Origin of the sequence: Streptomyces sp. NPDC091287 (assembly GCF_044768525.1) — a bacterium.
Lineage (GTDB): Bacteria > Actinomycetota > Actinomycetes > Streptomycetales > Streptomycetaceae > Streptomyces.
In genome coordinates this window covers 24,861-46,241 of the sequence record NZ_JBIVUV010000008.1, presented here as the reverse complement: position 1 = coordinate 46,241, position 21,381 = coordinate 24,861, and the positions used below count along the sequence as shown (strand labels likewise).

Sequence of the window (21,381 nt, the reverse complement as noted above, 5' to 3'; positions counted from 1 at the left end):
CACCGGGAGCCTCATATCCAAGAATTCTCATTGCGGTGTACAGAACGGGCCCCGCCCGCACATGGGAATGCCCTGACCGAGGGAGATCGAGGCACTCGTGCGCTCGGCGCGAGCCGCGGGGGCGGCTACCCGGCGGGCCGCAGGGAGACGGGCAGACTGCTGTACCCGTGCAGGAAGTTGGAGTGGATGGGCCTGCCGGGACCGGTCAGCACGGCGTCGGACACATGGGTCCGCAGGGCGGTCAGCATGGCGTGAATCTCCGCCCGGCCCGGATAGGCGCCGAGGCAGAAGTGCGGACCGTACCCGAAGGACACGTGCTTGTTGGGTGTGCGCCCCAGGTCGAAGACATCGGGGCGGTCGAAGACCTCCTCGTCGTAATTGGCCGAGCTGTTCCACAGGGTGACCACGTCCCCCGCGCCGATCCGCTGCCCGCCGACCTCCACGTCCACCAGGGCACGGCGGCCGAAGTGCATCGCGGGCGTGACCCAGCGCAGCAGCTCCTCGACCGCGCTGTCCACGCTCACCTCGCCGGAGACCAGCCGCCGCCACTGCTCCGGGTGCTCGATGAGCTCCTTCATCCCGCAGATCATGGAGAGCCTGCTGGTCTGGCGACCAACGCGTCATCGGCCGACTGCCCCGCGTCCTCCGCGCTGAGCGCCTCCTTGGTCAGTGACAGGAGGTACTCGCGGTCGGCCTCGGGCACGCCCAGCAGATCGGCGATGGTGGCCATGGGGATGCGCTCGGCGATGTCCTGCGCGAAGTCGCAGTCGCCGCGCGCCACTCCCTCCCGCACCAACTGGTCGGCGCGCCGCTTCACCCCTTCGACCACCGGCTCCGGGACACGCGGCGCGAACGCCTTGAGCAGCAGATTGCGCAGCTCGCGGTGGCGCCGGCCGTCGGTGACCGCCAGCATCTTCCCCGCGGCCGAGTCGCCGCCCTTCAGGAGCGTGGCGAGCACGTTGCCGCGCTCCGATGTGAAGCGCTTGTTGTCCCGGTACACGTTCCCGCCCGTGGAAGGTGCCCGGATCGCTGAGGTCGACGCCGGCGATCGAGTGCACGGCCGTGGCCATGGCCAAGGGCTGTCCCGCAATTCCCGGTGGATCAGCGCGCGGCGTCAGATGCGGTGCATCGTAAGGCGGAGGGACGTCCGCATACTGGATGTATGAGGATGTTCCGACAACGCGGCGAGGTGCCGTAGCTGTCGTCGTGCGCCCGCCGGGAATTGCGGGACAGCACTTAGGCCGCTCGCTGGGTCATGGCGACCAGCACCTTGCGGTCGCCGGTGAAGGGGCGGCGGCCGTGCGAGGTCAGCAGGTTGTCGATCATCAGCACGTCACCGGTCTGCCAGGGCTCGGCCAGTGTCGTCTCGTCGTACACGCCGAGGATCGTGGCGATCTCGTCGGCGGTGATGGCCGTGCCGTCGCCGTAGTAGGCGTTGCGGGGCAGGCCGTCCTCGCCGCAGATCTCCAGCAGCCCCTCGCGGACCGCTTCGGGCAGGGCGTTCACGTGGAAGAGGTGTGCCTGGTTGAACCAGACCTTCTTGCCGGTGACCGGGTGCACCGTGACCGCCTGGCGCTTCTGGCGGGTGCGCAGGAGGTCCCCGTCCCAGTCGGTCTCGATGTTGTGGTCGGCGCAGTAGCTCTCCACGTAACCCTTGTCGTCGCTCTGGAACCCCTCCTGCCAGGACAGGCCCATGCCGGTGCGGTAGGTACGGGTGTAGGTGACGCCGCCCTTCTCCTCGAACCGGCGCACGAGGTCGGCGGGGAGGCGCCGCAGCACGGTCTCGCTGTCGGCGACCGGTGTCTCGCCGCCGGTCTGCGCGGCGAGCGCGCAGAAGAAGAACAGGTTGTGCGGCCAGTTCTCGGAGTAGGCGCTCTCGTTGTGCTGCGGAATGCTCTGGTCGGCCGGGTACTCGGTGGAGGTGTACACCTTGCCCGTGACCCGGCTGCGCGGCGTGGACCGCTCGTTGTACTCCAGGGTGTTGCCGCCGATCTCCTCCGCTATCAGGGCCAGTTCGGCCTGTTCGACGAGACCGCTGCCCTTGACCATGACGGCGGCGTCCTCGTACATGGCGGCGCGCAGCGCCCCGGCGTTCCGGTTGAACCAGGCGCGGTGGTCGCCGTCGTGCCGGGGGGTGACCCGCACCAGCCGGCTGCCGTTGTGCTCGGCCTTCTCCACGTCGGCTTCGGTGAAACGCATGCCTACTCCTTCTCGTCCAGCTCGAACCCGTCCGAGCTGCTGTTGTTGATGGGGTCACCGGCGACGTACTCGTAGGAGTTCAGGAATCCCGGTTCCTCGACCGGCACCGAGAACCGCCCGGAGTCGAGGTTGAGCACCCGGTTCTTCAGGACCGCGTTGGACAGGACGCCCGCGTGCTCGTAGCCACTCTGGTACTGGCCCCGCCACGCGTGGTCGAAGCTGCCCGGCTGGTTGTCCGGCACGTGCCCGGGGTCGACGGTCCCGTCCGCCCTGAGCGGCTCGCCGAACGGGGTGTAGCGGTAGGTGTCGCCGGCCTGCCGGCCGCGAGAACCCGCGACCAGGAACACATCGCCGCGCACCGTTGGGTAGCTCCAGCTGTCGGGGGTGGTGCCGACGTCGCCGTGGCGCGTGTGGACCACTCCTCCCGGCAGGGCCACCGTGCGGGCCAGCAGTTGCTTGTCGGTGCGGTACGTGAGGTCGATGGTCTGGTCCTCGATGGAGGTGTGGCCGAACAGCAGGGTCTCCTCGGCGCCCGCCCCCTTGACCTCGCGCTTGATGAAGCTGTCCGCGATGCCGTGGGTGTACGAGACGTCGGTTCCCGCGGGTCCGCCGACCCTGCCGCCCAGGTAGCGCTCGGCGTAGTCGTAGCGCTGGGTGGTGGCCGCGCCGCGGTCCTGGTAGCCCTTGAGGTTGCCGTTGGCCGTGTACTGGAAGCCGGTCAGGGGGCGGTCTCCGGTGGTCGCGAGCAGCCGGTCGGCGTTGTCGTAGCAGTAGGTGGTGGTCTTCGTGCCCGCCGTGGTCCGGTCGAGCAGCCGCATCCGGTTGCCGTTGGCCCCGGCGTCGCGCCGGGTCCCGGCCGGGCAGGAGGAGTCGGCCGCGGAGGTGAAGTCGTAGGTGTACGCGTGGCCCGGCACCCATGCCTGGATCAGCCGGCCTGCCGCGTCGTAGCGGTAGTTGGGCCCGTCCGGGCGGGCGTCGACGCCGTCGGTGGTCTCGTCCACCACCTTGCCGGAGCGGGAGCGGACCACTTCGCTGGCGCGGGTGCGGCCGTCGGCCAGGGTCCAGCGCTTGGCGGTGATCCGTCCCGCCGGGTCGCGCTCCACCGCCAGCCGGGTTCGGTTGCCGTAGCGGACGGTGTCGGTCTGCCCGGCCGCGTCCAGCGTCACCCGGGCCAGCACGGCGCCGTCCAGGGTGAGGACGAGGGGGCGCCCCGCAGCGTCGTGCACCGTGCGGGCGGTCTGCGTGGTGCGGTCGCCGCCCGGGAGCGTGACCCGCTGCTCGGCGGGCCTGCCCCCCTGGTCGTAGACGGTGCGGGTGAGGGTGCCCCGGCCGTCGGCGAGGGAGACGGTGCGGCCCAGCAGGTCGACCTTCTTGGTGAACTCGTCGCCCTGCTCGGTGCCGTGCAGCGTCAGCGGGTCGCCCTGTGCCGCGTGGTCGTAGCGGACCTCGCGCTCGGGGCCGTTGGCGTTGCCGGACAGGACCATCGAGACGGGGCGGCCCCTGCCGTCGTAGAAGAGGCAGGTCCAGCCCTCCTGACCGGCGTTCTGGGCGACGATCTGGCCCTTGGCGTTGAAGACGAACCGGTCCTGGCGCGCGGGTCCCGACGCCGGGGCGGCCGCGTCGATCGACTTGGGCAGGCCGCGCTGGGGTGCGGGGTCACTCTCGTCGGTGCACGGGTTGTCCGCGGTCTCGTCCGGTCCGTAGTAGGCGAAGGTCCGCTTGGCGCCGGTCGGCCGCGAGGTGGCCGCGGGACGGAACGCCTCGTCGAACTCCAGTCCTGAGCGCAGTGCGAGGCCCTGGGGGTCGACGATGGTCGCGACGGGCAGTCCGAGCTCGTTGAGGGCGGTCTGCGTCGCCTGCGCGGGCACCCCGTCGGAGTCGGCGCGCACCGTGGTACTGCCGGTCGGCGCGTACGAGGTGGTCTCGGCCGGGACCTTGGCGCAGCCGTCGGGGGCGGGCTCGATCAGCCGCCGGTCGGTGCCGAAGCAGGACCGGGGACCGGGGCCGAAGACGCCCTCGACCTGGCCCGCATCGCCGTACACCGTGGTCTTCACACGCCCCGCCGGGTCCGTGAAGGAGGCGGGCTCGTCGGCCTCGGTCCACTCGGTGCGCACGGTGCGGCGCGTGCCGTCGGTGTCGGTGAGGACCCGGCCGCGCTCGTCGAGCGTGACGCGGCGCGTCCAGCCCTGGGGGGTGGGGACTCCGGCCGCTGTGACGGTCGCGGAGCCGGTGCCGTAGCCGTAGCCGTTGCGGGGGCGCAGCTCGCTCCGGGCGGGGTTGCCCGAGGGTTCGGGGCCCTCCACCCATGCCGCGGCGGCCGAGCCGTCCTGGTAGCCGATGCGGTACTGGGCGGCCGCGGTGTCCCGGTGGTCCCGGTCGGCCGCGATCCAGTCCACGATCAGCGGGGTGCGCACCGCTGTCAGCCGGTGGTCGGCCGCGAAGCCGAAGTCGGTGACCTCGTCGCCCGGGTTGACGAAGCGGGTCAGCTTGCCCTCGCGGTACACCAGTTGGGTTGTGCCGACGGCCGGGACCCGCACGGCGCAGACGTACCCGGCGGGGGCGGCGTCGTCGGTGCACTCGGGGCTGCCCGCGTAGAAGAACTTCAGTCCTTCCTCCTCGGCGGCGGCGATGGCGGCGGCGGTCGCGGGCGCGGCCTCGGCGCCCTTCTTCTCGGCGCCCGGCGCGGCGGGAGACTTCGGGGCCGCGCCGGATGCGGCCTGCGGCGCGCCGGATGCGGCCTGCGGCGCGCCGGATGCGGCCTGCGGCGCGCCGGATGCGGCCTGCGGCGCGCCGGATGCACCGGCCCTGGACGCGCCGGCACCCGCCTGGCCCGAAAGCCCGGTGCCTGCGGCCCGGTTGGCCGCGGCATCCGCCCCGGCCCCCGTGGCGTCCGGCGTCACACTCCAGCCGGGCGGCAGCACCGCACCCGCGGGCTGCAGCCAGGAGGCGGGAACCGGCGACGAGCGGCCGGTGCCGCTCACCCAGAGCGCGGCCCGCCCGTCTGCGGGGCGCCCGCGGTACTCCACCGTGACGCGGTGGCTCCGCCCCGCCGTGAGTCTCAGCTCCTTGCCGTACACGGGGCGGTCGCCGGTGGCGGCCCCGCGCTTCCAGTCGTCGAGCACGGGCTTGCCGTCCACCAGGATGCGCAGCCCGCCGTCGTAACTGCCGCCGAGCCGGTAGCGGCCGGTCGCCGGCACGGTCAGGAGCCCGGTCCAGCGGGCCCTGAACGCCTTCTCACGATCGGCGTCCGGGTACGGAGCCTCCCCGCCCCAGTTGAAGTCCACGCGGGTGTCCGTCCGTTGGGCCGCAGGCTTCTCCCCCGCGCCGATCCCGGACTCCGAGTCTCCCGCGTAGTACGAGCCGCTCAGCCCGGCCGACGCGGCGACGCGCTGGGAGTCGTAACCGAAGGTGGCCCCCAACACCCCTGCACCGGTCAACAGTTGTGCCGTGTTGAAGGAGGCGGAGACATTGCCGGTGGCCAGGTTGACGCTGACGGGGCCGAGCGTGTCGGTGGGGACGGGGCCGCCCGGCGCCTGTGCGCCCAGACGCTGGTTCACCGTGAGGGAACGGGCGGGTGCGTCAGGACCCGCGGCCCCCGACCGGTTCTTGGCCCGCACCGTCCAGCGGTACTGTCCGCCGTCCTTGAGCTCGCCGGCCGGCACCCGCCAGCGGGGCGATCTCAGCCAGCCGGACGACGTCACCTGCCCCGTGCCCGGCGTGTCTCCCGTCGAGACGACGAACTCGTAGGCCACCGCGCCCTTCTGCCGCTCGGCGGTGAGTACCGGCCGCGGGTCGGGCACGACGGCGCCGTTCTCGGGGCCCGTGGTCCTGGCGCCCGAGGGCCCGCCCGCGGCGCGCCCCGGCGCGGCGTCGAACACGCCGACGGGCCAGGAAGGCCGGTTCGCGGAGCCCGCCTTGGGCGCCAGCGGCGGAACGTCGGCGGCGGCGCGCGCGTTCTTCCCCCCGACTGCCGGGGCTTCGGCCCCGATCAGGGTGAATGTCACTGCCACCGACGCCGCGGTCGCGACCAGCGCTCTGATTCCTCGGGTGTGAGCCACTTCCACTACCACTCCAAAACAGGGGAACGCACCGCACACGGCGCTAGTGATCCATGTACTCAGATGCTGGCAGCGGCCGAATATCTCCCCAAAGCCTGTAACAAAGACTTGCATTCGCTCCGTGCGGACCATTTGTCAGGGCTCGGATTGCGCCGGGCCAGGACCGCACGGAAACACCTCCGCGGGGAAGGAGACTTCCCCGCGGAGGCATCGGCCGTGCCGTGTCGTGCCGGACCCGGGTTGGGCCCGGGCGCCCCGGTCAGGCGTGGCTGATCGCCCGCAGGACGTTCAGCCGGGCGCCCCTGCGGGCGGGTGCGATGGAGGCGACCACGCCGACCACCGCGGCGCCGATCAGATAGGCGAGGATCTGCGACCAGGGCAGGGAGAGCTGTGTGACGCCCTGGTCCTTCATCTGGTTCATCAGGTCAAGGATGCCGCGCGACTTGTCGGACGCCTTCTTCGCAAGCTCCTTGCCGGTCACGACCTCGAAACCCGCGCCGAGTTCCTTGGCGAGGGCGGACTTGACCGCGGCCGTCCCCGACCCGGTGTCGACGCTGATCCCGGAGAACGCACCGGCCTTGCCCAGCATCAGCTGCTGCGCCACCGGCACGGTGAACGCCACGGTCTGCTCGCCGCCGATGGAGTCCCGCTCGCCCGAGTAGCCGAAGACACCGGCCACGGTGAAGGACTTGGCAGGATCATTCGTCAGTACGCCGATCCGGTCGCCGACCTTGAAGCCGCCCTTCTTCGCCGGCCCGGCGTTGGCGGACGCAGAAGGCGGCATCGTCGTCTCGGTCAGACGACTCACTCTCCTCACAGAGTTCTTTCATCTCGGACAGTCGATGACCGGAGCACTGTGCACGGTGTGCAGTGATTGCCTTGGAGACTAGGCGCGTCCCCGGTGCGGCCACCTCTGCCAAACTGCATAGACCCTCTGCCCGTTGGTACTCGCTCCACGAGCCTGTATCAAATTCTTCAGTTCAGACATGCGTCCGACGGCAGAGCACGAATAGCGTCTCGGCAAAAGGCCTGAGCGGCGCTGACGGCACGGAGGACGGCATGGCAGCCACCCGGACACTCTCCAAATACTGGATGCTCACCAACGACTTCACCCAGAACCCCTATCCGGTCCTGGAGTACGTGCGAAGTGAGAGCCCGGTGCGCGAGCTGTCCATGCCGGGCGGCGGCCGCGCCTGGGTGGTGACCCGTTACGACGACGCCAAGGCCGCACTCGCCGACCCCCGGCTGAGCCGGGACATCCATGTGCACTACCGGCTGATGTCGGAGCAGACCGGCCGGACGATGACACCGCCGCCCGAGGAGGCCAACCACCTCGCCAATCTGGAGCCGCCCCGCCACACCCCGCTGCGCCGCGCCATCAGCTTCGCCTTCACCCCGCGCCGGGCGGAGGGGCTGCGGCCGCGCGTGGAGCAGATCGCCGACGAGCTCCTGGACCGGCTGGCCGGGCAGCCGGTGCCCGATCTGATCGCCGGATACGCCGACCCGCTGCCCGTGATCACGATCGCCGAGCTGATGGGCGTACCCACCGACGCGTGGCCCGACTTCCTGCGCTGGTCGACCGCGCTGCGCACCTACTCGCCCACCGAAGGCTCCGGAGCGCTGGACCGCAGCATCCAGGACCTCTCCGCGTACATGTCGGCCCTCATCGCGGCGAAGGAGAGCGACCCCGGCGACGATCTGCTGTCCGCGCTGATCCACGCGGCCCCCGAACGGCGGCTGACCAGCACCGAGATACTCTCCACCGGCTTCGCGCTGATGACCGGTGGCAACGACACCACGGCCAGCCTGGTCGGCGGGGTCATCGCGGCGCTGCTGACCCATCCGCGGGAAAGGTCGGAGCTGCTGGCAGAGCCGGGCCGCTGGAGCACGTCGATGGACGAGCTCATCCGCTACGTCAGCCCCATCAGCAACGCGCTTCAGCGGGTCACCACCGAACCGGTCGAGCTCGGCGGGGTGACCATCCCCGCGGGTGAGGTGGTGATCATCAGCGTGATGTCGACCAACCGCGACACGGAGCAGTTCCCCGACCACCCTGACCGGCTCGACCTCGAGAGGCACAAGCCTTCGCACCTCAGCTTCGGCTTCGGCATCCACTACTGCTCGGGAGCGCACCTCGCCAAGGTGATCACGGAGATCGGCGCGCGCAGGCTCTTCGAGCGCTTCCCCGGCGTCCGCCTCGCGGTGGAGCCCGCCGAACTGCGCTATGCGCAGAGCATGGTGGTCCGCCCGCTGGAGGCTCTTCCTGTACGGCTCTGAGGGGGGCAGGACCGGAGAGGCACCGCACATCGCCGGGCACGGAGCCCTCAGGCCCGCGCCCGCCAGAATCCACGGGTATCTACGACCGCAGGTGTACCCCTCATCCGTCACGGTCCGACCGCAGACGTGATGAGCCTCGCACCGCAGCACGATGCGGAACACACCGCGCCGTATCAGGATGGGGTCACCCCCTCACCTAGGAGACCGAGATGCCCACCGCCACCGGGACGAACATCAGGACCGGCAGCCTCTCCGGCGCCCCGCGCTTCCGCTCGACCCTCCCCGGTGTCCCACGCTGGGCGGAACTGGCCGCGCTGGGGGCCGTGTTAACGAACGTGCCCTCGGGTCTGTGGCGGCTGGCCATCGCGGTGGGCATCCCCGTGGGCATCGCCCAGAGCGAGTACGACCAGATGGACGCCCCCGGCTGGGGCTCGGTCTACCTCGTGGTCCTCAGCCTGATCGCCGAGTTCTTCGCCCTGCTCACCTGGGGCCTCATCCGCAGCTGGGGCGAGACCTGGCCCCGCTTCATCCCCTTCCTCGGCGGCCGCCAGGTCCCGGTCCTGGTGGCCACGTCCCTCGCCACGGCCGGCGCGGCGGCCACCACCGTCTACGGCGTGATGTTCGCCTACACCTCGTTCCACGCCGACATGGACAGCTCCACCTGGGGCATGTGGCTGCTGAACATCACCTACGCGCCGTTGGTGCTGTGGGGGCCGCTGCTGGGAGCGGTGACGGTGCACTACTACCGCCGCAGGACCCGCGCCGCCTCCTGACCTCACCGAACAGGGGCGGGGCCAGGATCGTACGGTCCTGGCCCCGCCCCTGTTCTCCGTGCCCGCCCCCGTGCCCCGTCAGCTCACCGGTGCGGCCGGGCTGAACGGCACGGAGGCACGGACCTGCCGGCCGTTCTCCCCGAAGGGACCCGCGTTCAGCGTGCCGCCGAGCGCCCCCACCCGCTCCTTGAGCCCGACCAGCCCCGAACCGCCGCCGCGCCTCCCCTCGCCGATGCCGCTCTCGATGATGGCCAGGGACGTGTTGGTGACACCGACGACCAGGGTGCGGTTCGTTCCGCTGCCCTCGGCGCGCACCGAAACCCGCGCCCCGGTCGCGGAGTTGGCACGACGTCGCACATTGGTCAACGCCTCCACCACCGTGCGGTGCCCTGGTGTCGTCGAGCATCAGGACGGTGCGGTCGAGCGAGGCCAGCGCCTGGAGCCCGGCGGCCTCGATCCGCCGCAGATCTCCAGCGTCTGCTCCCGCTGCCCGGTGCCGATGACCTGTGCGGCCTGCGCGAGGACCCACGATGCCCGAGACGTCGTGCGCCACGAAGTCGAGGCGATCTGCTGCGAGTTGGAGGCGCTGCGTGCTGCGTGCCTCCTGGACGGAGCGCAGCCGCCGCGCGTCCAGGGTCCGCAGATATCCGCCGATCGACCTGGGCGAGGAACCGAAGACGGTGCCCAGGGCGGTGGTGGTGGCGACCGTGACCCCGGTCGGTGTGAGGCGGGAGCGGGACTCGGGCCAGCGGCCGAGCAGAGAGAGGGCCGCGACGACCGTGACGGCCATGGGAGCGACGGTCCACCAGCCCGCTGCCGGCAGGGAGACCCAGAGCGGTCAGGACCGCGACGGCGCAACCAGCGCCGCAGGCCGTCCTGACGAGCCCGCCGTGGAGCGTCCTACGTAGGTTGATGACCAATCATCAGAGTCTGGAGCCGACCCCCGCGAGGGGCTCCGGCCCCCTCACGGGGGTCACGGCCGCGCACCCCGGCAAGTTCTTGATGTCCGGAAGTGACCCAGAGTGCGGGCCCGCACGGAGACCGTGACCGGCCGTGGCGGACGGCCCGCTCCTGCGCGATAAACACCCCATTCTCCTGGCGGAACGGAGAGCTCGGCAGTGCGGCCCAAATCGATGCAATACCTTATTCAATTTTCCTCATCGAAATCTCTCAAACATTGACCAGCGGGGATTACCGGCCATCACTTGCCGCCGCGAATCCCAGGCACTTAAGGTCGACCAGAATTGACTCACGGCGCCGGAAAGGGGCGACTCGATGGCTAATCCGTTCGAGGATGAAAACGCGGAGTACTACGTACTGGTCAACGACGAGGGCCAGCATTCGATCTGGCCCTCGTTCGCGGAGATTCCAGCCGGCTGGAACACCGTTCACGGTGCGGCGGCCCGTCAGGAATGCCTGGACTACGTCAACGAGAACTGGACCGACATGCGTCCGCGCAGCCTCGCGGCCGCCATGGCCGCCGACGCTTCCTGATCCCCACCCGAAACAACTGAGAGGATGTCTCACATAGCGAGTTTCGCCAGTCTCTTGTAGCAGGTCAGGACTGCAGCGAGGCCGAGGAGGGCGAGGAAGTGGCTGCCTTTTCGCTCGTATCGGACGGTGAGGCGGGGATGCCGAGAATCAACGGCTTGAATGCCTGACTGTCATGCAGGTTCGCACCCGACACCGCGACGGCCAGCGGCAGGCCCTGGGCCTCGGACAACACGTGCAGTTTGCTGCCCCTCTTGCCCCGATCGACCGGATTCGGCCCGGTCAGCGAGCCCCCCTTTGTCCGGCTTCCTGCGGATCATGGAGGAGGTCGAGGACCTGTTCCTCGCCGACCGCGGTCTGCCCATCAAGCGGGTGCTGGACACCCGCGGCTGGATCCCCGTCGTCACCCAGTCCAGGATCGAGCTGCTCGACGAGACCCTGATGGAGGAGGAGCTCCACACCGTCTACACGGTTGAGAACGTCTTCGTCTACACGGTTGAGAACGTCTTCAAGACGCTCCTCTACTCGACCAGGATGAACTGCTACGTCCTGCGGGACGGGCAGCTCGTGAAGACCGCCACCGGCACCATCACCCACGGCTACCTCCACGAGGCGGCGCCCAACGAGTGGACGATGGCCGAGTTCGACGAGGCGACCGTGCACGCCCTCAGCACCCCCCGCAAGGCGGCGTCATGAGCAGCGCGACGCCCCCGCGCACCACCGACGCGGCCGTCGACACCGAGCGGTGGCGGGTGCCCGAGACCAGGGCCCATCTGGTCCCCGGCTTCGAGGTCCGCCAGACGCTCGGCAAGAAGGGCACCCGCTCCATGGACCGGGTCACCGGTCTCACCGTGGCCGCCGTCGGCAACCTCCTCGAACAGGACGACGCCACGAGGGAGTCGGCGACCGGCGAGCGGGCCGCCCTGGTGCTGGCCACCACCACGGGAGGGCAGCCGAACGGCCTGACCGGGCCCGACAGGAGAGACCGATGACGATCACTGGAGCACCCCAGCGGCTGATCCCCCGATGGGTGCCGCCGACCACCGCGACCGCCGGGACCACGGCCACCGCCGCCACGACCGCCCCCGACGCCTCCGCCATCGGCGAGACCGTCGCAGCCGGCCACGCCGAGCTGACCCGCCCCGTGGCGGCCCGGCTCGCCGCGCGCGTACGGCTGGCGGCCCGGCGCGCGGGGACGGGCTGGGAGGCCGCGCTGATCGCCGCCCACACCTCGGTGCTCCGCGCGCTCAGCGGCGAACAGGCCTTCGTGTCCGGCTACGGTGAACTGGCCGAAGCGCAGGGCGAGCAGGAGCACGAGGAGCCCCGCACCGACAACGAGCGGCGCCTCGCCGAGGCCTGGGCGGCGGTGCTGACGGTGCCCCTCGCCACGATCGGCCGCGGCGACAGCTTCTTCGAGCGGGGCTGCACCTCGCTGTCGGCTGTGCGGCTCATCGTCCAGCTGGAGCGGGCGTTCACCCTGCGCGACGTACACCAGCACCCCGTACTCGCCGAGCTGGCCGAACTGCTGCCCGAGAGGGCCGATGCCCGCGAACCCGCCGCGCTCCGAGAATCCGAGAAGAAGAGGAAGTGCCCGCACCATGTCTGTGATGTCGCAGGAGACAGCCGCCGCGTTCGATGTGGTCCGGGCGGACGGCCGGCCCGCCGTGCTCGAACTCCCCGGCGACGCCGGGTCCGACCCCGTCGCCTGGGCCACCGCCCACCGTGACGCGCTGCGCGCCACGGTCGCCGAGCACGGAGCCGTCCTGGTGCGGGGCCTGGGCCTCGGCGACGCCGGGACCGTCGGCCGCGTCGGCCGCGAGCTGCTCGGCACGGTGATGACCGAGCGGGAGGGCTTCGCCACGCGCCAAGTGCTCGCCGACGGCGTGTACTCCTCGTCGGAGTGGCCGGTCGACCAGCCCATGTGCATGCACCACGAGCTGAGTTACGCCCGCGAGGTCCCCGGCACCCTGCTCTTCGCCTGCCTCACCGCACCGGACTCCGGCGGCGTCACCGGCGTATCGGACTCCCACGACGTCCTGGCGGCGCTCCCCGCCGAGCTGGTCGCCCGCTTCGAGACCGAGGGCTGGCTGCTCGACCGCAACTACACCGACACGGTCGGGGTCGGCCTCACCGCGTCCTTCGGCACCGAGGACCGGGCGGGCATCGAGGCGTACTGCGCGGCCAGGGGCATCGAGTGCACCTGGCAGAGCAACGGCGACCTGCACACCCGCCAGCGCTCGGCCGCCGTGCTGAACCATCCGGTCACCGGGCGGCGCGGCTGGTTCAACCAGATCGCGTTCCTCAACGAGTGGACCCTCGATCCGATGATCCGCGAGTACCTGAAGTTCGAGTTCGGCGACGACGGGCTGCCGTTCAACAGCCGCTTCGGCGGGGGCGCGGCGCTCGACGAGGACGTGGTCCTCACCATCAACGCCGTGTACGAGAAGCACACGCTCCGTGAGCCGTGGCGCGCCGGTGACCTGCTGATCGTGGACAACCTGCGGATGGCGCACAGCCGGGAGGCGTACGAGGGCGAGCGCGAGATCGCCGTCGTGCTCGGCGACCCGGTCACCGTACCCGCGCACTCCTGATACCCGCACCCCCATCCGCCCCTTCCCCTTGGAGTCCCGCATGTCCCCCCAGCCCCTCGTGCCACCCTTCGCCGTCATCACCGGCGCACAGGTCTCGGACGTCCTCACCGGCAGCGAGAAGCAGGTCGTCGACCTGGTCGAAGAGGTCTACCGGCTGCACGGCCGCGAGGAGTCCGTCAATCCGCCCTCGTACTTCCTGCGCTTCCCCGACCGTCCCTCCTCCCGGATCATCGCGCTGCCCGCGTCGGTGGGCGGGGAGAAGGCGACCGACGGTCTGAAGTGGATCTCCAGCTTCCCCGAGAACGTCGCGGCGGGCATCCCGCGCGCGTCCGCCGTGCTGATCCTCAACGACCACGCCACCGGCTACCCGTTCGCCTGCCTGGAGAGCTCCATCATCAGCGCCTCCAGGACCGCCGCGTCCGCCGCCCTGGCGGCCGACCGGCTCAGCGCGGGCCGCCGCCCCCGCCGCATCGGCTTCATCGGTACGGGCCTCATCGCCCGCTACATCCACCACTATCTGGAGTCCACCGGCTGGACCTTCGACGAGCTCGGCGTCCACGACCTGTCGCCGGCGCACGCCGACGCGTTCGCGGGCTACCTCGGCGACCGCCCCGGCGACGCCCCCGTCGTGGTCCACGGCACCGCCGAGGAGCTGATCAAGGAGAGCGACCTGGTCGTCTTCGCCACCGTCGCGGGTGCCCCGCACGTCCACGACCCGTCCTGGTTCGCGCACAACCCGCTGGTGCTCAACGTGTCGCTGCGCGACCTCGCCCCCGAAATCCTCCTCGGGGCGACGAACGTCGTCGACGACGTCGAGCACTGTCTGAAGGCCGACACCTCCCCCCATCTGACCGAACAGCTCACCGGCAACCGGGACTTCATCGCCGGGACCCTCTTCGACGTCCTGGAGGGACGCGTCGAGCTCCCCGCCGACCGGCCGGTCGTCTTCTCCCCCTTCGGCCTCGGCGTCCTCGACATCGCGCTCGGCCGGTACGTCCACGACCAGCTGCGGGACGCCGGGGATCTCGGTGTCGTCGACGGCTTCTTCCACGAACTCGACCGGTACGGGCGCAGCAGCGCCAAGTAGCGGCTCCCGGACGGAAAACACGGTGATGAAGTGACGGTCATATCCGCCCCTTACGACGTCAACGTCGACGACGTCTTCGTCGACCTCAAGCCGGTCTTCGGCGTGCCCCTCCACCTGAAGTACGAGGGAATCAACCTCGCAGGGTCGGTCAAGCTGAAGGCCGCCCTCAGCATGGTCCTCGCGGCCGAGAGCGGCGGGATCCTCTCCCCGGGGGACGTCCTCGTCGAGTCCTCGTCCGGTAACCTCGGTGTGGCCCTGAGCATGATCGCGGCCCATCGCGGATACGGCTTCGTCTGCGTCACCGACTCCCGCTGCAACCCGGCCAGCAAGCGGATGATGGAGGCCTACGGGGCGCGGGTCCTGGTGATCTCGCGCCCCGACAAGGTGCACGGGCTGCTCGGCGCCCGCATCGAGTACGTACGCCGGCTGTGCGAGTACGACCCCAACTACGTCTGGCTCAACCAGTACGTGAACGAGCACAACTGGCTGGCCCACTACCGGACCACGGCGCCGTCGGTCGCCGCCGAGTTCCCCGAGCTCGACGTGCTCTTCGTCGGGGCGGGAACCACCGGCACCCTGATGGGCTGCGCCCGCTACTTCCGGGAGCAGCAGCGCCCCGTGAAGATCGTGGCCGTGGACAGCGTGGGGTCCGTGACCTTCGGCGGCCCCGCGCTCACCCGGCACATCCCGGGGCTCGGCGCGGGCATCCGCCCCCAGATGCTCGACCGGAGCCTCGTTGACGACGTGGTGATGGTCCCCGAGCAGGACACCCTGGAGCGCTGCCACGCCATGGCCAAGCAGGGCTTCCTGTTCGGCGGGTCGACCGGGACCGTGGTCAGCGGCGCCCTGCGCTGGCTCGCGGAGCACCCCGGCAGCGAACGGCTGACCACGGTGGCCCTCTCCCCCGACCAGGGCGACCGCTACCTCGACTCGGTGTACGACCCCGAGTGGGTGGAGCAGCACTTCGGATCCCCCGGTGGCTGGGACGGCGGGGCCGCGGCCCCGGCGCGTCCCGCGCTGGTCACGAGCGGGGTCTGAGCCCCGTACCGGAACCGCGCCCTCCCCGGGCCCGCCCCGGCCCCTCCGCAGACCGTCCGAGCGTCAGAAGGAAGCTAATCATGGACAGACCAGTCGTGCTGATCGCCGAAGAGCTCTCCCCGGCCACCGTCGACGCACTGGGCCAGGACACCGAGATCCGGCACTGCGCGGACGCCGACCGCGCGGCGCTGCTCGCCGCGCTCCCCGACGCGGACGCGGTGCTGGTGCGCAGCGCCACCCGGATGGACGCCGAGGCGATCGCGGCGGGCCGCCGGCTCAAGGTCATCGGCCGGGCCGGGGTGGGGCTCGACAACGTGGACGTCGCCGCGGCCTCCCGGGCCGGGGTGATGGTGGTCAACGCGCCCACCTCCAACATCGTCAGCGCCGCCGAACTCACCGTCGGGCTGCTGCTCGCGGTGGCGCGGAACATCCCGCAGGCCGATGCCTCGCTCAAGGAGGGGTCCTGGCAGCGCAGCCGGTTCACCGGCGTGGAGCTCGCCGACAAGACCCTCGGCATCGTGGGCCTGGGGCGGATCGGCTCCCTGGTGGCGCGCCGCATGGAGGCGTTCGGGATGCGACTGCTCGCGTACGACCCCTATGTGCAGCCGGAGTACGCGGCCCGGCTCGGCGTGCGTGTCGTCGCCCTCGACGAACTCCTGGCCACTGCTGACTTTCTGACGGTCCATCTGCCCAAGACGCCGGAGACGGTCGGCCTGATCGGCTTCGACGCGCTGCACCAGGTCAAGCCGACGGTCCGGATCGTCAACGCGGCCAGGGGCGGGATCGTCGACGAGGCGGAGCTGTACGCCGCGCTCAAGGACGGCCGGGTCGCGGCCGCGGGCGTCGACGTCTTCGCGTCCGAACCCTGCACCGACTCACCGCTGTTCGAGCTGGACAACGTGGTCGTCACCCCGCACCTGGGCGCGGGGACCGCAGAGGCCCAGGAGCGGGCGGGGATGTCCGTCGCCCAGTCCGTGCGCAAGGCGCTGGCGGGCCGGTTCGTCCCGGAGGCGGTCAACGTCAGGATGGGCGAGGTCGACATCGAGCTGGACCCGTGGCTCACGCTCACCGAGCGGATCGGCCGGCTGTTCACCGCGTCCGCCGACGGGCTGCCCGGCCGGCTCCAGGTGCGGGTGGACGGCGAGATCGGCCGCCTGGACACCGCTCCGCTGGAGCTGGCGGCGCTGACCGGGGTGCTCAGCGGCGTGGTGGAGGGCGGTGTGAGCTACGTCAACGCCCCGCTGGTCGCCCAGGAACGGGGTCTGAACACCGAGTTGGTCGCGGGGCCGGAGAGTTCGGGGCAGCCCGGCCTGGTCTCGGTCTGCGGGGCACTGCCATCGGGCGATGAGATTTCCGTGACCGGCACGCTGACCGCGCTGCGCTCCGGTGAACGGCTCGTGGAGATCTGCGGGTTCAATGTCGACCTGCCGCTCGCCGGGAACACCGCCTTCCTCCGCGCCCCCGACACGGCCGGGGTGATCGGCGCGGTGAGCGAGGTGCTCGGCGGGGCGGGCGTGACCATCGCCTCCCTGCAGCTCGCGCGCGCCCCCCGCAGCCCCGGCGAGGTCCTCGTCGCACTGAGCCTGAGCGGCCCCGTCGCTCCCGAGGTCCTGGCAGACGCGGCCGCCAGGATCGAGGCAACCGCCCACTGGTCGCTGGAGCAGCCCGGATGAGCACGTACGACCGTCTGACCGATCTGCTGGAACGGGGCGGGGCACGCTACCGGCTGATCGACCACCCCGCCGAGGGCCGCACCGAGCACGCCGGTCTGCGCCGCGGCCATCCGCTCGACTGGGCCGCCAAGTGCCTGGTGGTGCGGGTCGCGCCGGGCCGCCGCGCCCGGCGGTACGTCCTGGCGGTGGTCCCGGGCGACCGCAGGGTCGACCTGGAGGGGCTGCGGGACCTGTACTCCGGTACGGAGGCGTCCTTCGCCGCCCTCGGCGTGGCCGAGGAGCTGGCCGGGAGCGTCAGCGGCTCGGTCATCCCGTTCGCGTTCCACCCCGAACTCGACCTGGTGGCCGACCCCGGGCTGCTGGTGCACGACGAGATCTTCTTCTACGCGGCCAGGTTCGACCGCTCGGTGGCGCTGTCCACCGCCGACTACACGGCCCTGGCCGCTCCCCGGGTCGAGCCGGTCGCCACCGGGCGGATCTCCGCGGTCCCCGCACGAACCTGATACGAGACGCCAGAGGATGACCATGGGTACAGGGCTCGACAGCAAGGGAACCGCGGTCTCACGGGGTACGACGTGCAGCGCGAGGTCGAGGACCTGGACGCGCTGATCGGGCGCGCGGGCGGCGACGCGATGGTCTTCGGCATGTCGTCCGGTGCCGTGCTGGCGCTGGAGTCCGCCGCCAGGGGCCCCCCGCCGGGGACACCTACCGCAGCTGCGCGTGACTACGCCGGCGCCACGCACCAGAACGGACATCCCGTCCTACCCGCGCACTGTCGACACCTTGATCACATCACCCCCCGCCTCCCCGCACGCCGCCGGAACTTCCCAGGTCAAGCGGCATGGCACGAACCCGCGGCGGCCCTAAGTGGCAACGGGGGCGACCGCAGTAACCCCTATCCGCTAGGCTGTCACCGGCCAGTCGACCTTCAGGGTGCCTGCCTGGGAAAGTGTCCCTCCAGACCTTCTCCCGGCATCGCCTCAGGGGAGCCTGACCAGGGCGTTTGTCTCAGCCTGCCTGGCGTTCCCCACTGGGGTTTCCGGCAGGTTTTCGACAAGCCCCCGCCTTCGTAGCTCAGGGGATAGAGCACCGCTCTCCTAAAGCGGGTGTCGCAGGTTCGAATCCTGCCGGGGGCACTGACTAGATGCCAGGTCAGAGGCACCGAAGGGCCCTCCCGTTGTTCGAACGGGAGGGCCCTTTCATGATCACAGTCCACTAAGAGTCCACATCCCCATGGCAGCGGCGCTATTCGTCACCCGTTCGAGGGATGGACTCGATGCCCCAGACACGTAGAGTGCAGGCACGGACGGGGCTGGCGTGTCTCCCCCACATGCGCCTGGCATGCGTCGTCCGTGGATCTGCGGTGACTGGGCGGGGAGGCCCGGCCCGCAGAAGCGAGGCCCCCGCCGTGAGAACCGGCGGGGGCCTTCTGCTGCTCAACGTAGACCGCCCCGCACCCTGATGGGTGCGGGGCGGGACGTCTTGACTGAGTCATGACGTCTAACGGCGCAATAGGGCGGGCATGCGAACACCCCTGCGCCGCTTCGGTGCCGCGCCCTTGCGGATGCGGCTGCCTGGAGGTGCGTGCAGGCCCCGGCTGCTCATGCGGCCGGGGTCTATCGATCCGTCACACCGGCGGGGTGCCCGGCGGGGACGGTGTCGGCGGCGGGTTCGGCAACGGAGGCCCCTGATCCGGCGGAGTCTGCGGAGTACCGGACCCGTGCCGGCCCGCCTCGATCCGGCGGGTCGTCAACCCGTAGATCCCGAACGGCGGGAACAGGTCGACGCGCCGCGGGTAGCCGCCGACCGCGCACGGGCGGCACAGCAGATCCGCGCCGGCGGCGGTGACGCGCACACCTTCGACCGGCTCCTTCCAGCAGGCCTCGCAGGTGGTGACTGCGGTCGGCGACAGGGTGGCGGTCATGGGCGCCGCCTGGGGGGTGTGCTCGGGCGGGTGTCGGTGGTACGCATGGTGGTGCCTCCGTCCTGCTGGATGGGTGGTGGCCCGGCCCGGTCGCTGTCCTGCCAGGGAGTGGGCGACCGGGGCGGGAGCTCAGGCGCGGCGGGGCCGCCCGGTGTGTCGTGCCAGAGCAGGGTGATGCCGTGCTCGGGGCAGTGGGCGCCGGTGTCGTCCTCGACGGGGAAGGGGTGTGCGCCGCCGTCGGCGTAGCAGCGCGTCACTTGGCGGCCCGCTCGGCGCAGGCATCTGTGTCCAGGCACTCCCGGGGGAACCAGCTGTACGCGGCGCCCGACGGTGGCACAACGCGCTGCTCGCCGAGGTCGACGCCCAAGCCGACCCCCAGGGGCTCGCAGCACCAGACGCAACGTGTTCCGCGCTGCTGCGGCTCGATCATGTCTCTGACCGGCGGTAACTCGCGTACGGGCACGGCCGCCTCCCGGGTCGTCGAAGTGGTTCTCAGACCGTAGAGAAAGCTGTTTCTCCGAACCCGCGATGTTTCTCGCTGTTTCTCCGGCGCGCCCGGCTGTTGCTCCGGGTTTCTCAGAAGCCGATCGCGGACCGCGCGCGGGCGATCACGGCGTGCGCCGCGCGCCCCGTCACGGCGCCGTCGGCGAGCCCGTCCCAGACCTTCGCGTACAGGGCGATGTCGTCGGCGGAGTCCAGCCACATCTCCGTGTGCCACGTCTCGGCGATGACCAGCCGGTCATCGTGGATCCAGAAGTCGTCACCGATACCGATCCGCACGTCGGCGGTGAGCGGAATGACGCCAAGCTCCACGGTGCTCAGCCCGTTCACGGACATCAGCCGGTCCAGCTGGTCGGCGAGGACGGCGCGGGTGCAGATCCGCGCGTGCAGAGCGGCCTCGGCAACGAGTACCCGGTACCGGCGCCCCGACCGGTACAGGCCCTCCTGCCGGCGCATCCGGGAGGTGACAGCCGCATCGATATCGCGGGTCACACCATGGAGTTCGGCGTACCGGGAGAGGACGCTGCGCGCGTACTCGGGAGTCTGGAACACCCCGGGGATGACGGCTGCGCTGAATCCGCGGAACACGGTGGTCCTTTCGTGCTGGGCGCCGAGCGCGTCCTGGACGGCGCGGTGCCCGGCGGCGAGCTGGCGGCGCCAGGACCGGTACGTGGACTCCAGCCCGGCGAGGCGGCCGTGCAACTCGGCAGCGCACTCGGGCTGCCCGGCCGCCTCCGCCCACGTGGTGAGGTCCGCCGTGGTCGCGGTCTGCTTGCCGTTCTCCAGCTTCGAGATCTTCGATGGGGCCCACCCGCAGCGGGCGGCGAAGTCGCGGACGTTCAGCCCGGCCTCGGTGCGCAGCTCACGGAGCCGCACACCGAGGAGGAGCCGGGCGCGCTGGAAGTCGGTGCTCACATAGGGGACGGTACCCGGCTGATGAAGTCCTCGTACCGGACGGCGTGATGCCATGCCGCGTCGCGGATCTGGCACGCCCACACGACGTGCTCCGGGTCGGTCGTCAGCTCCATCCGCCGGTCCGCGTCCTCCCAGTTGAAGCGGGCCAGGACCCGGGAGTCGAACAGCCAGAAGTCGCCGTCCGTGATGCCGAGGGCGGCCGCCGACGACCGGTGCAGGTAGCGGATGTCCTCGCCGGCGGCGAGGTTGCTGGGTGTCGTGGCCAGCAGGTACCGCTGGTTGTCCGTCGGAGGCTCGTCGACCAGGCGGACCCGCTCGATGCGCCGCCCGTCCGCCGTCTGCGCGCGGGCGTTGGTGAACCAGGGCCCGCCGTCGTCGAGGGGTGGCATGGTGCCTTGGAGGAACTGCTGGTACTCCTCGGTCCCTTGGTCGGCGGCGTACTCCTGGCGGGTTTCCAGCCGCCATGCGGTGTGCTCGAAGCCGTCGCGGAAGAAGTCGAGTATCTGGGCGGCGGGGACGGTGCTTTGCACCGTCAGTCCCTCGGGGCGTAGTTCACGAGGAGCGCCCTGTCGACGACGACCAGCGACTCACCCTTCAGCGGGTTGGCCATCTGCGCGAGGACCTCGGGGTCGGTGACGGTGTACCCCTGGACGAGGATCTCCCCGGACTCGATGTCCTCGTAGAGCGTGGGGCATTCGCCCGTCTTCGAGTTGGTGCCGAGCATCCGCAGTGTGCGGGCCATGTGCGTCCCCTCCCGATCGTGGGCCCTGGCGAGTGGCCAGGGCGTGATCGACCGTAGCCCGGCGATCAAGAAACACGCCACCAGTCGGGCGCACGAACGTGCCGGCCCCGGG

23 protein-coding genes, 1 tRNA gene and 1 pseudogene are annotated in these 21,381 nt (G+C 71.0%); 13 read left to right on the top strand and 12 right to left on the bottom strand.

Annotation, left to right across the window (positions count from 1 at the left end; genetic code table 11):
* Nucleotides 1–125: 125 nt before the first annotated feature.
* The 5 genes from ACIQRW_RS15300 to ACIQRW_RS15280 all read right to left on the bottom strand — a co-directional run bounded on the left by ACIQRW_RS15300 (nucleotide 126) and on the right by ACIQRW_RS15280 (nucleotide 7,065).
* A complete protein-coding gene (locus ACIQRW_RS15300; protein ID WP_403759619.1) occupies nucleotides 126–578 on the bottom strand; it encodes a cytochrome P450 in 453 nt (150 codons plus the stop codon).
* An 8-nt stretch (nucleotides 579–586) separates the two neighbouring features.
* On the bottom strand, nucleotides 587–1,000 hold the full coding sequence (locus ACIQRW_RS15295) for a hypothetical protein (protein ID WP_403759616.1): 414 nt from the start codon (nucleotides 998–1,000) through the stop codon (nucleotides 587–589).
* Between the two features lie 236 nt (nucleotides 1,001–1,236).
* Nucleotides 1,237–2,199 carry a TauD/TfdA family dioxygenase gene (locus ACIQRW_RS15290; protein WP_403759613.1) on the bottom strand — a complete coding sequence of 321 codons (963 nt, stop codon included), beginning with the start codon at nucleotides 2,197–2,199 and terminating at the stop codon, nucleotides 1,237–1,239.
* Between the two features lie 2 nt (nucleotides 2,200–2,201).
* Complete coding sequence (locus ACIQRW_RS15285) at nucleotides 2,202–6,209, bottom strand: PA14 domain-containing protein (RefSeq protein ID WP_403759610.1); 4,008 nt, start codon at nucleotides 6,207–6,209, stop codon at nucleotides 2,202–2,204.
* Nucleotides 6,210–6,516: 307 nt separating this feature from the next.
* Nucleotides 6,517–7,065, bottom strand: a complete 549-nt coding sequence (locus ACIQRW_RS15280) for a hypothetical protein (RefSeq protein ID WP_403759608.1) — start codon at nucleotides 7,063–7,065, stop codon at nucleotides 6,517–6,519.
* A gap of 251 nt (nucleotides 7,066–7,316) precedes the next feature.
* Here ACIQRW_RS15280 and ACIQRW_RS15275 point away from each other — a divergent pair, with 251 nt between their 5' ends.
* Nucleotides 7,317–8,534 carry a cytochrome P450 gene (locus ACIQRW_RS15275; RefSeq protein WP_403759605.1) on the top strand — a complete coding sequence of 406 codons (1,218 nt, stop codon included), beginning with the start codon at nucleotides 7,317–7,319 and terminating at the stop codon, nucleotides 8,532–8,534.
* Between the two features lie 209 nt (nucleotides 8,535–8,743).
* Entirely contained in the window at nucleotides 8,744–9,307 is a 564-nt protein-coding gene (locus ACIQRW_RS15270) for a hypothetical protein (protein ID WP_403759602.1), read from the top strand.
* A 78-nt stretch (nucleotides 9,308–9,385) separates the two neighbouring features.
* Here ACIQRW_RS15270 and ACIQRW_RS15265 read toward each other — a convergent pair whose 3' ends face one another.
* Nucleotides 9,386–9,673, bottom strand: a complete 288-nt coding sequence (locus ACIQRW_RS15265) for a hypothetical protein (RefSeq protein WP_403759599.1) — start codon at nucleotides 9,671–9,673, stop codon at nucleotides 9,386–9,388.
* A gap of 224 nt (nucleotides 9,674–9,897) precedes the next feature.
* Here ACIQRW_RS15265 and ACIQRW_RS15260 point away from each other — a divergent pair, with 224 nt between their 5' ends.
* Nucleotides 9,898–10,215, top strand: coding sequence for a hypothetical protein (locus ACIQRW_RS15260; RefSeq protein WP_403759596.1), 318 nt, complete (start codon nucleotides 9,898–9,900; stop codon nucleotides 10,213–10,215).
* A gap of 367 nt (nucleotides 10,216–10,582) precedes the next feature.
* Nucleotides 10,583–10,801 (top strand): MbtH family protein, encoded by a 219-nt coding sequence (locus ACIQRW_RS15255; RefSeq protein WP_403759593.1) that lies wholly within the window; start codon nucleotides 10,583–10,585, stop codon nucleotides 10,799–10,801.
* 130 nt (nucleotides 10,802–10,931) lie between these two features.
* On the opposite strand, the pseudogene ACIQRW_RS15250 reads toward ACIQRW_RS15255, so the two are convergent.
* Nucleotides 10,932–11,093: pseudogene (locus ACIQRW_RS15250) on the bottom strand (transposase); the annotation flags it as partial.
* A gap of 2 nt (nucleotides 11,094–11,095) precedes the next feature.
* Here ACIQRW_RS15250 and ACIQRW_RS15245 point away from each other — a divergent pair.
* From ACIQRW_RS15245 to ACIQRW_RS15205, 9 genes are all read left to right on the top strand, one after another.
* Nucleotides 11,096–11,494, top strand: a complete 399-nt coding sequence (locus tag ACIQRW_RS15245; RefSeq protein ID WP_403759590.1) for a hypothetical protein — start codon at nucleotides 11,096–11,098, stop codon at nucleotides 11,492–11,494.
* Nucleotides 11,491–11,790: a hypothetical protein gene (locus ACIQRW_RS15240; RefSeq protein ID WP_403759586.1), complete on the top strand. Its 300-nt coding sequence runs from the start codon at nucleotides 11,491–11,493 to the stop codon at nucleotides 11,788–11,790. The genes ACIQRW_RS15245 and ACIQRW_RS15240 overlap by 4 nt, the downstream gene beginning before the upstream one ends.
* The gene (locus tag ACIQRW_RS15235) at nucleotides 11,787–12,524 is read left to right on the top strand and encodes an acyl carrier protein (RefSeq protein ID WP_403759583.1); all 738 of its coding nucleotides are present in this window, start codon (nucleotides 11,787–11,789) and stop codon (nucleotides 12,522–12,524) included. The genes ACIQRW_RS15240 and ACIQRW_RS15235 overlap by 4 nt, the downstream gene beginning before the upstream one ends.
* Nucleotides 12,406–13,389 carry a TauD/TfdA family dioxygenase gene (locus tag ACIQRW_RS15230; protein WP_403759580.1) on the top strand — a complete coding sequence of 328 codons (984 nt, stop codon included), beginning with the start codon at nucleotides 12,406–12,408 and terminating at the stop codon, nucleotides 13,387–13,389. Before ACIQRW_RS15235 ends, ACIQRW_RS15230 begins: the two co-directional genes overlap by 119 nt.
* Before the next feature lie 40 nt (nucleotides 13,390–13,429).
* On the top strand, nucleotides 13,430–14,476 hold the full coding sequence (sbnB, locus tag ACIQRW_RS15225; protein WP_403759577.1) for a 2,3-diaminopropionate biosynthesis protein SbnB: 1,047 nt from the start codon (nucleotides 13,430–13,432) through the stop codon (nucleotides 14,474–14,476).
* A gap of 30 nt (nucleotides 14,477–14,506) precedes the next feature.
* Nucleotides 14,507–15,514: a 2,3-diaminopropionate biosynthesis protein SbnA gene (sbnA, locus tag ACIQRW_RS15220; protein ID WP_403759574.1), complete on the top strand. Its 1,008-nt coding sequence runs from the start codon at nucleotides 14,507–14,509 to the stop codon at nucleotides 15,512–15,514.
* Nucleotides 15,515–15,591: 77 nt separating this feature from the next.
* A complete protein-coding gene (serA, locus tag ACIQRW_RS15215) occupies nucleotides 15,592–17,187 on the top strand; it encodes a phosphoglycerate dehydrogenase (RefSeq protein ID WP_403760280.1) in 1,596 nt (531 codons plus the stop codon).
* On the top strand, nucleotides 17,184–17,690 hold the full coding sequence (locus tag ACIQRW_RS15210; protein WP_403759571.1) for a YbaK/EbsC family protein: 507 nt from the start codon (nucleotides 17,184–17,186) through the stop codon (nucleotides 17,688–17,690). The genes serA and ACIQRW_RS15210 overlap by 4 nt, the downstream gene beginning before the upstream one ends.
* 560 nt (nucleotides 17,691–18,250) lie before the next feature.
* Nucleotides 18,251–18,323: transfer RNA gene (locus ACIQRW_RS15205), tRNA-Arg, on the top strand.
* A gap of 491 nt (nucleotides 18,324–18,814) precedes the next feature.
* Here ACIQRW_RS15205 and ACIQRW_RS15200 read toward each other — a convergent pair.
* The 5 genes from ACIQRW_RS15200 to ACIQRW_RS15180 all read right to left on the bottom strand — a co-directional run bounded on the left by ACIQRW_RS15200 (nucleotide 18,815) and on the right by ACIQRW_RS15180 (nucleotide 21,269).
* Complete coding sequence (locus ACIQRW_RS15200) at nucleotides 18,815–19,111, bottom strand: hypothetical protein (RefSeq protein ID WP_403759568.1); 297 nt, start codon at nucleotides 19,109–19,111, stop codon at nucleotides 18,815–18,817.
* A complete protein-coding gene (locus ACIQRW_RS15195) occupies nucleotides 19,108–19,368 on the bottom strand; it encodes a hypothetical protein (protein ID WP_403759565.1) in 261 nt (86 codons plus the stop codon). Before ACIQRW_RS15195 ends, ACIQRW_RS15200 begins: the two co-directional genes overlap by 4 nt.
* A 319-nt stretch (nucleotides 19,369–19,687) precedes the next feature.
* Nucleotides 19,688–20,527 carry a helix-turn-helix domain-containing protein gene (locus tag ACIQRW_RS15190; protein WP_403759562.1) on the bottom strand — a complete coding sequence of 280 codons (840 nt, stop codon included), beginning with the start codon at nucleotides 20,525–20,527 and terminating at the stop codon, nucleotides 19,688–19,690.
* Nucleotides 20,524–21,057: a DUF6879 family protein gene (locus ACIQRW_RS15185; protein WP_403759559.1), complete on the bottom strand. Its 534-nt coding sequence runs from the start codon at nucleotides 21,055–21,057 to the stop codon at nucleotides 20,524–20,526. Before ACIQRW_RS15185 ends, ACIQRW_RS15190 begins: the two co-directional genes overlap by 4 nt.
* A 2-nt stretch (nucleotides 21,058–21,059) precedes the next feature.
* Complete coding sequence (locus ACIQRW_RS15180; protein WP_403759556.1) at nucleotides 21,060–21,269, bottom strand: hypothetical protein; 210 nt, start codon at nucleotides 21,267–21,269, stop codon at nucleotides 21,060–21,062.
* Nucleotides 21,270–21,381: the final 112 nt, after the last annotated feature.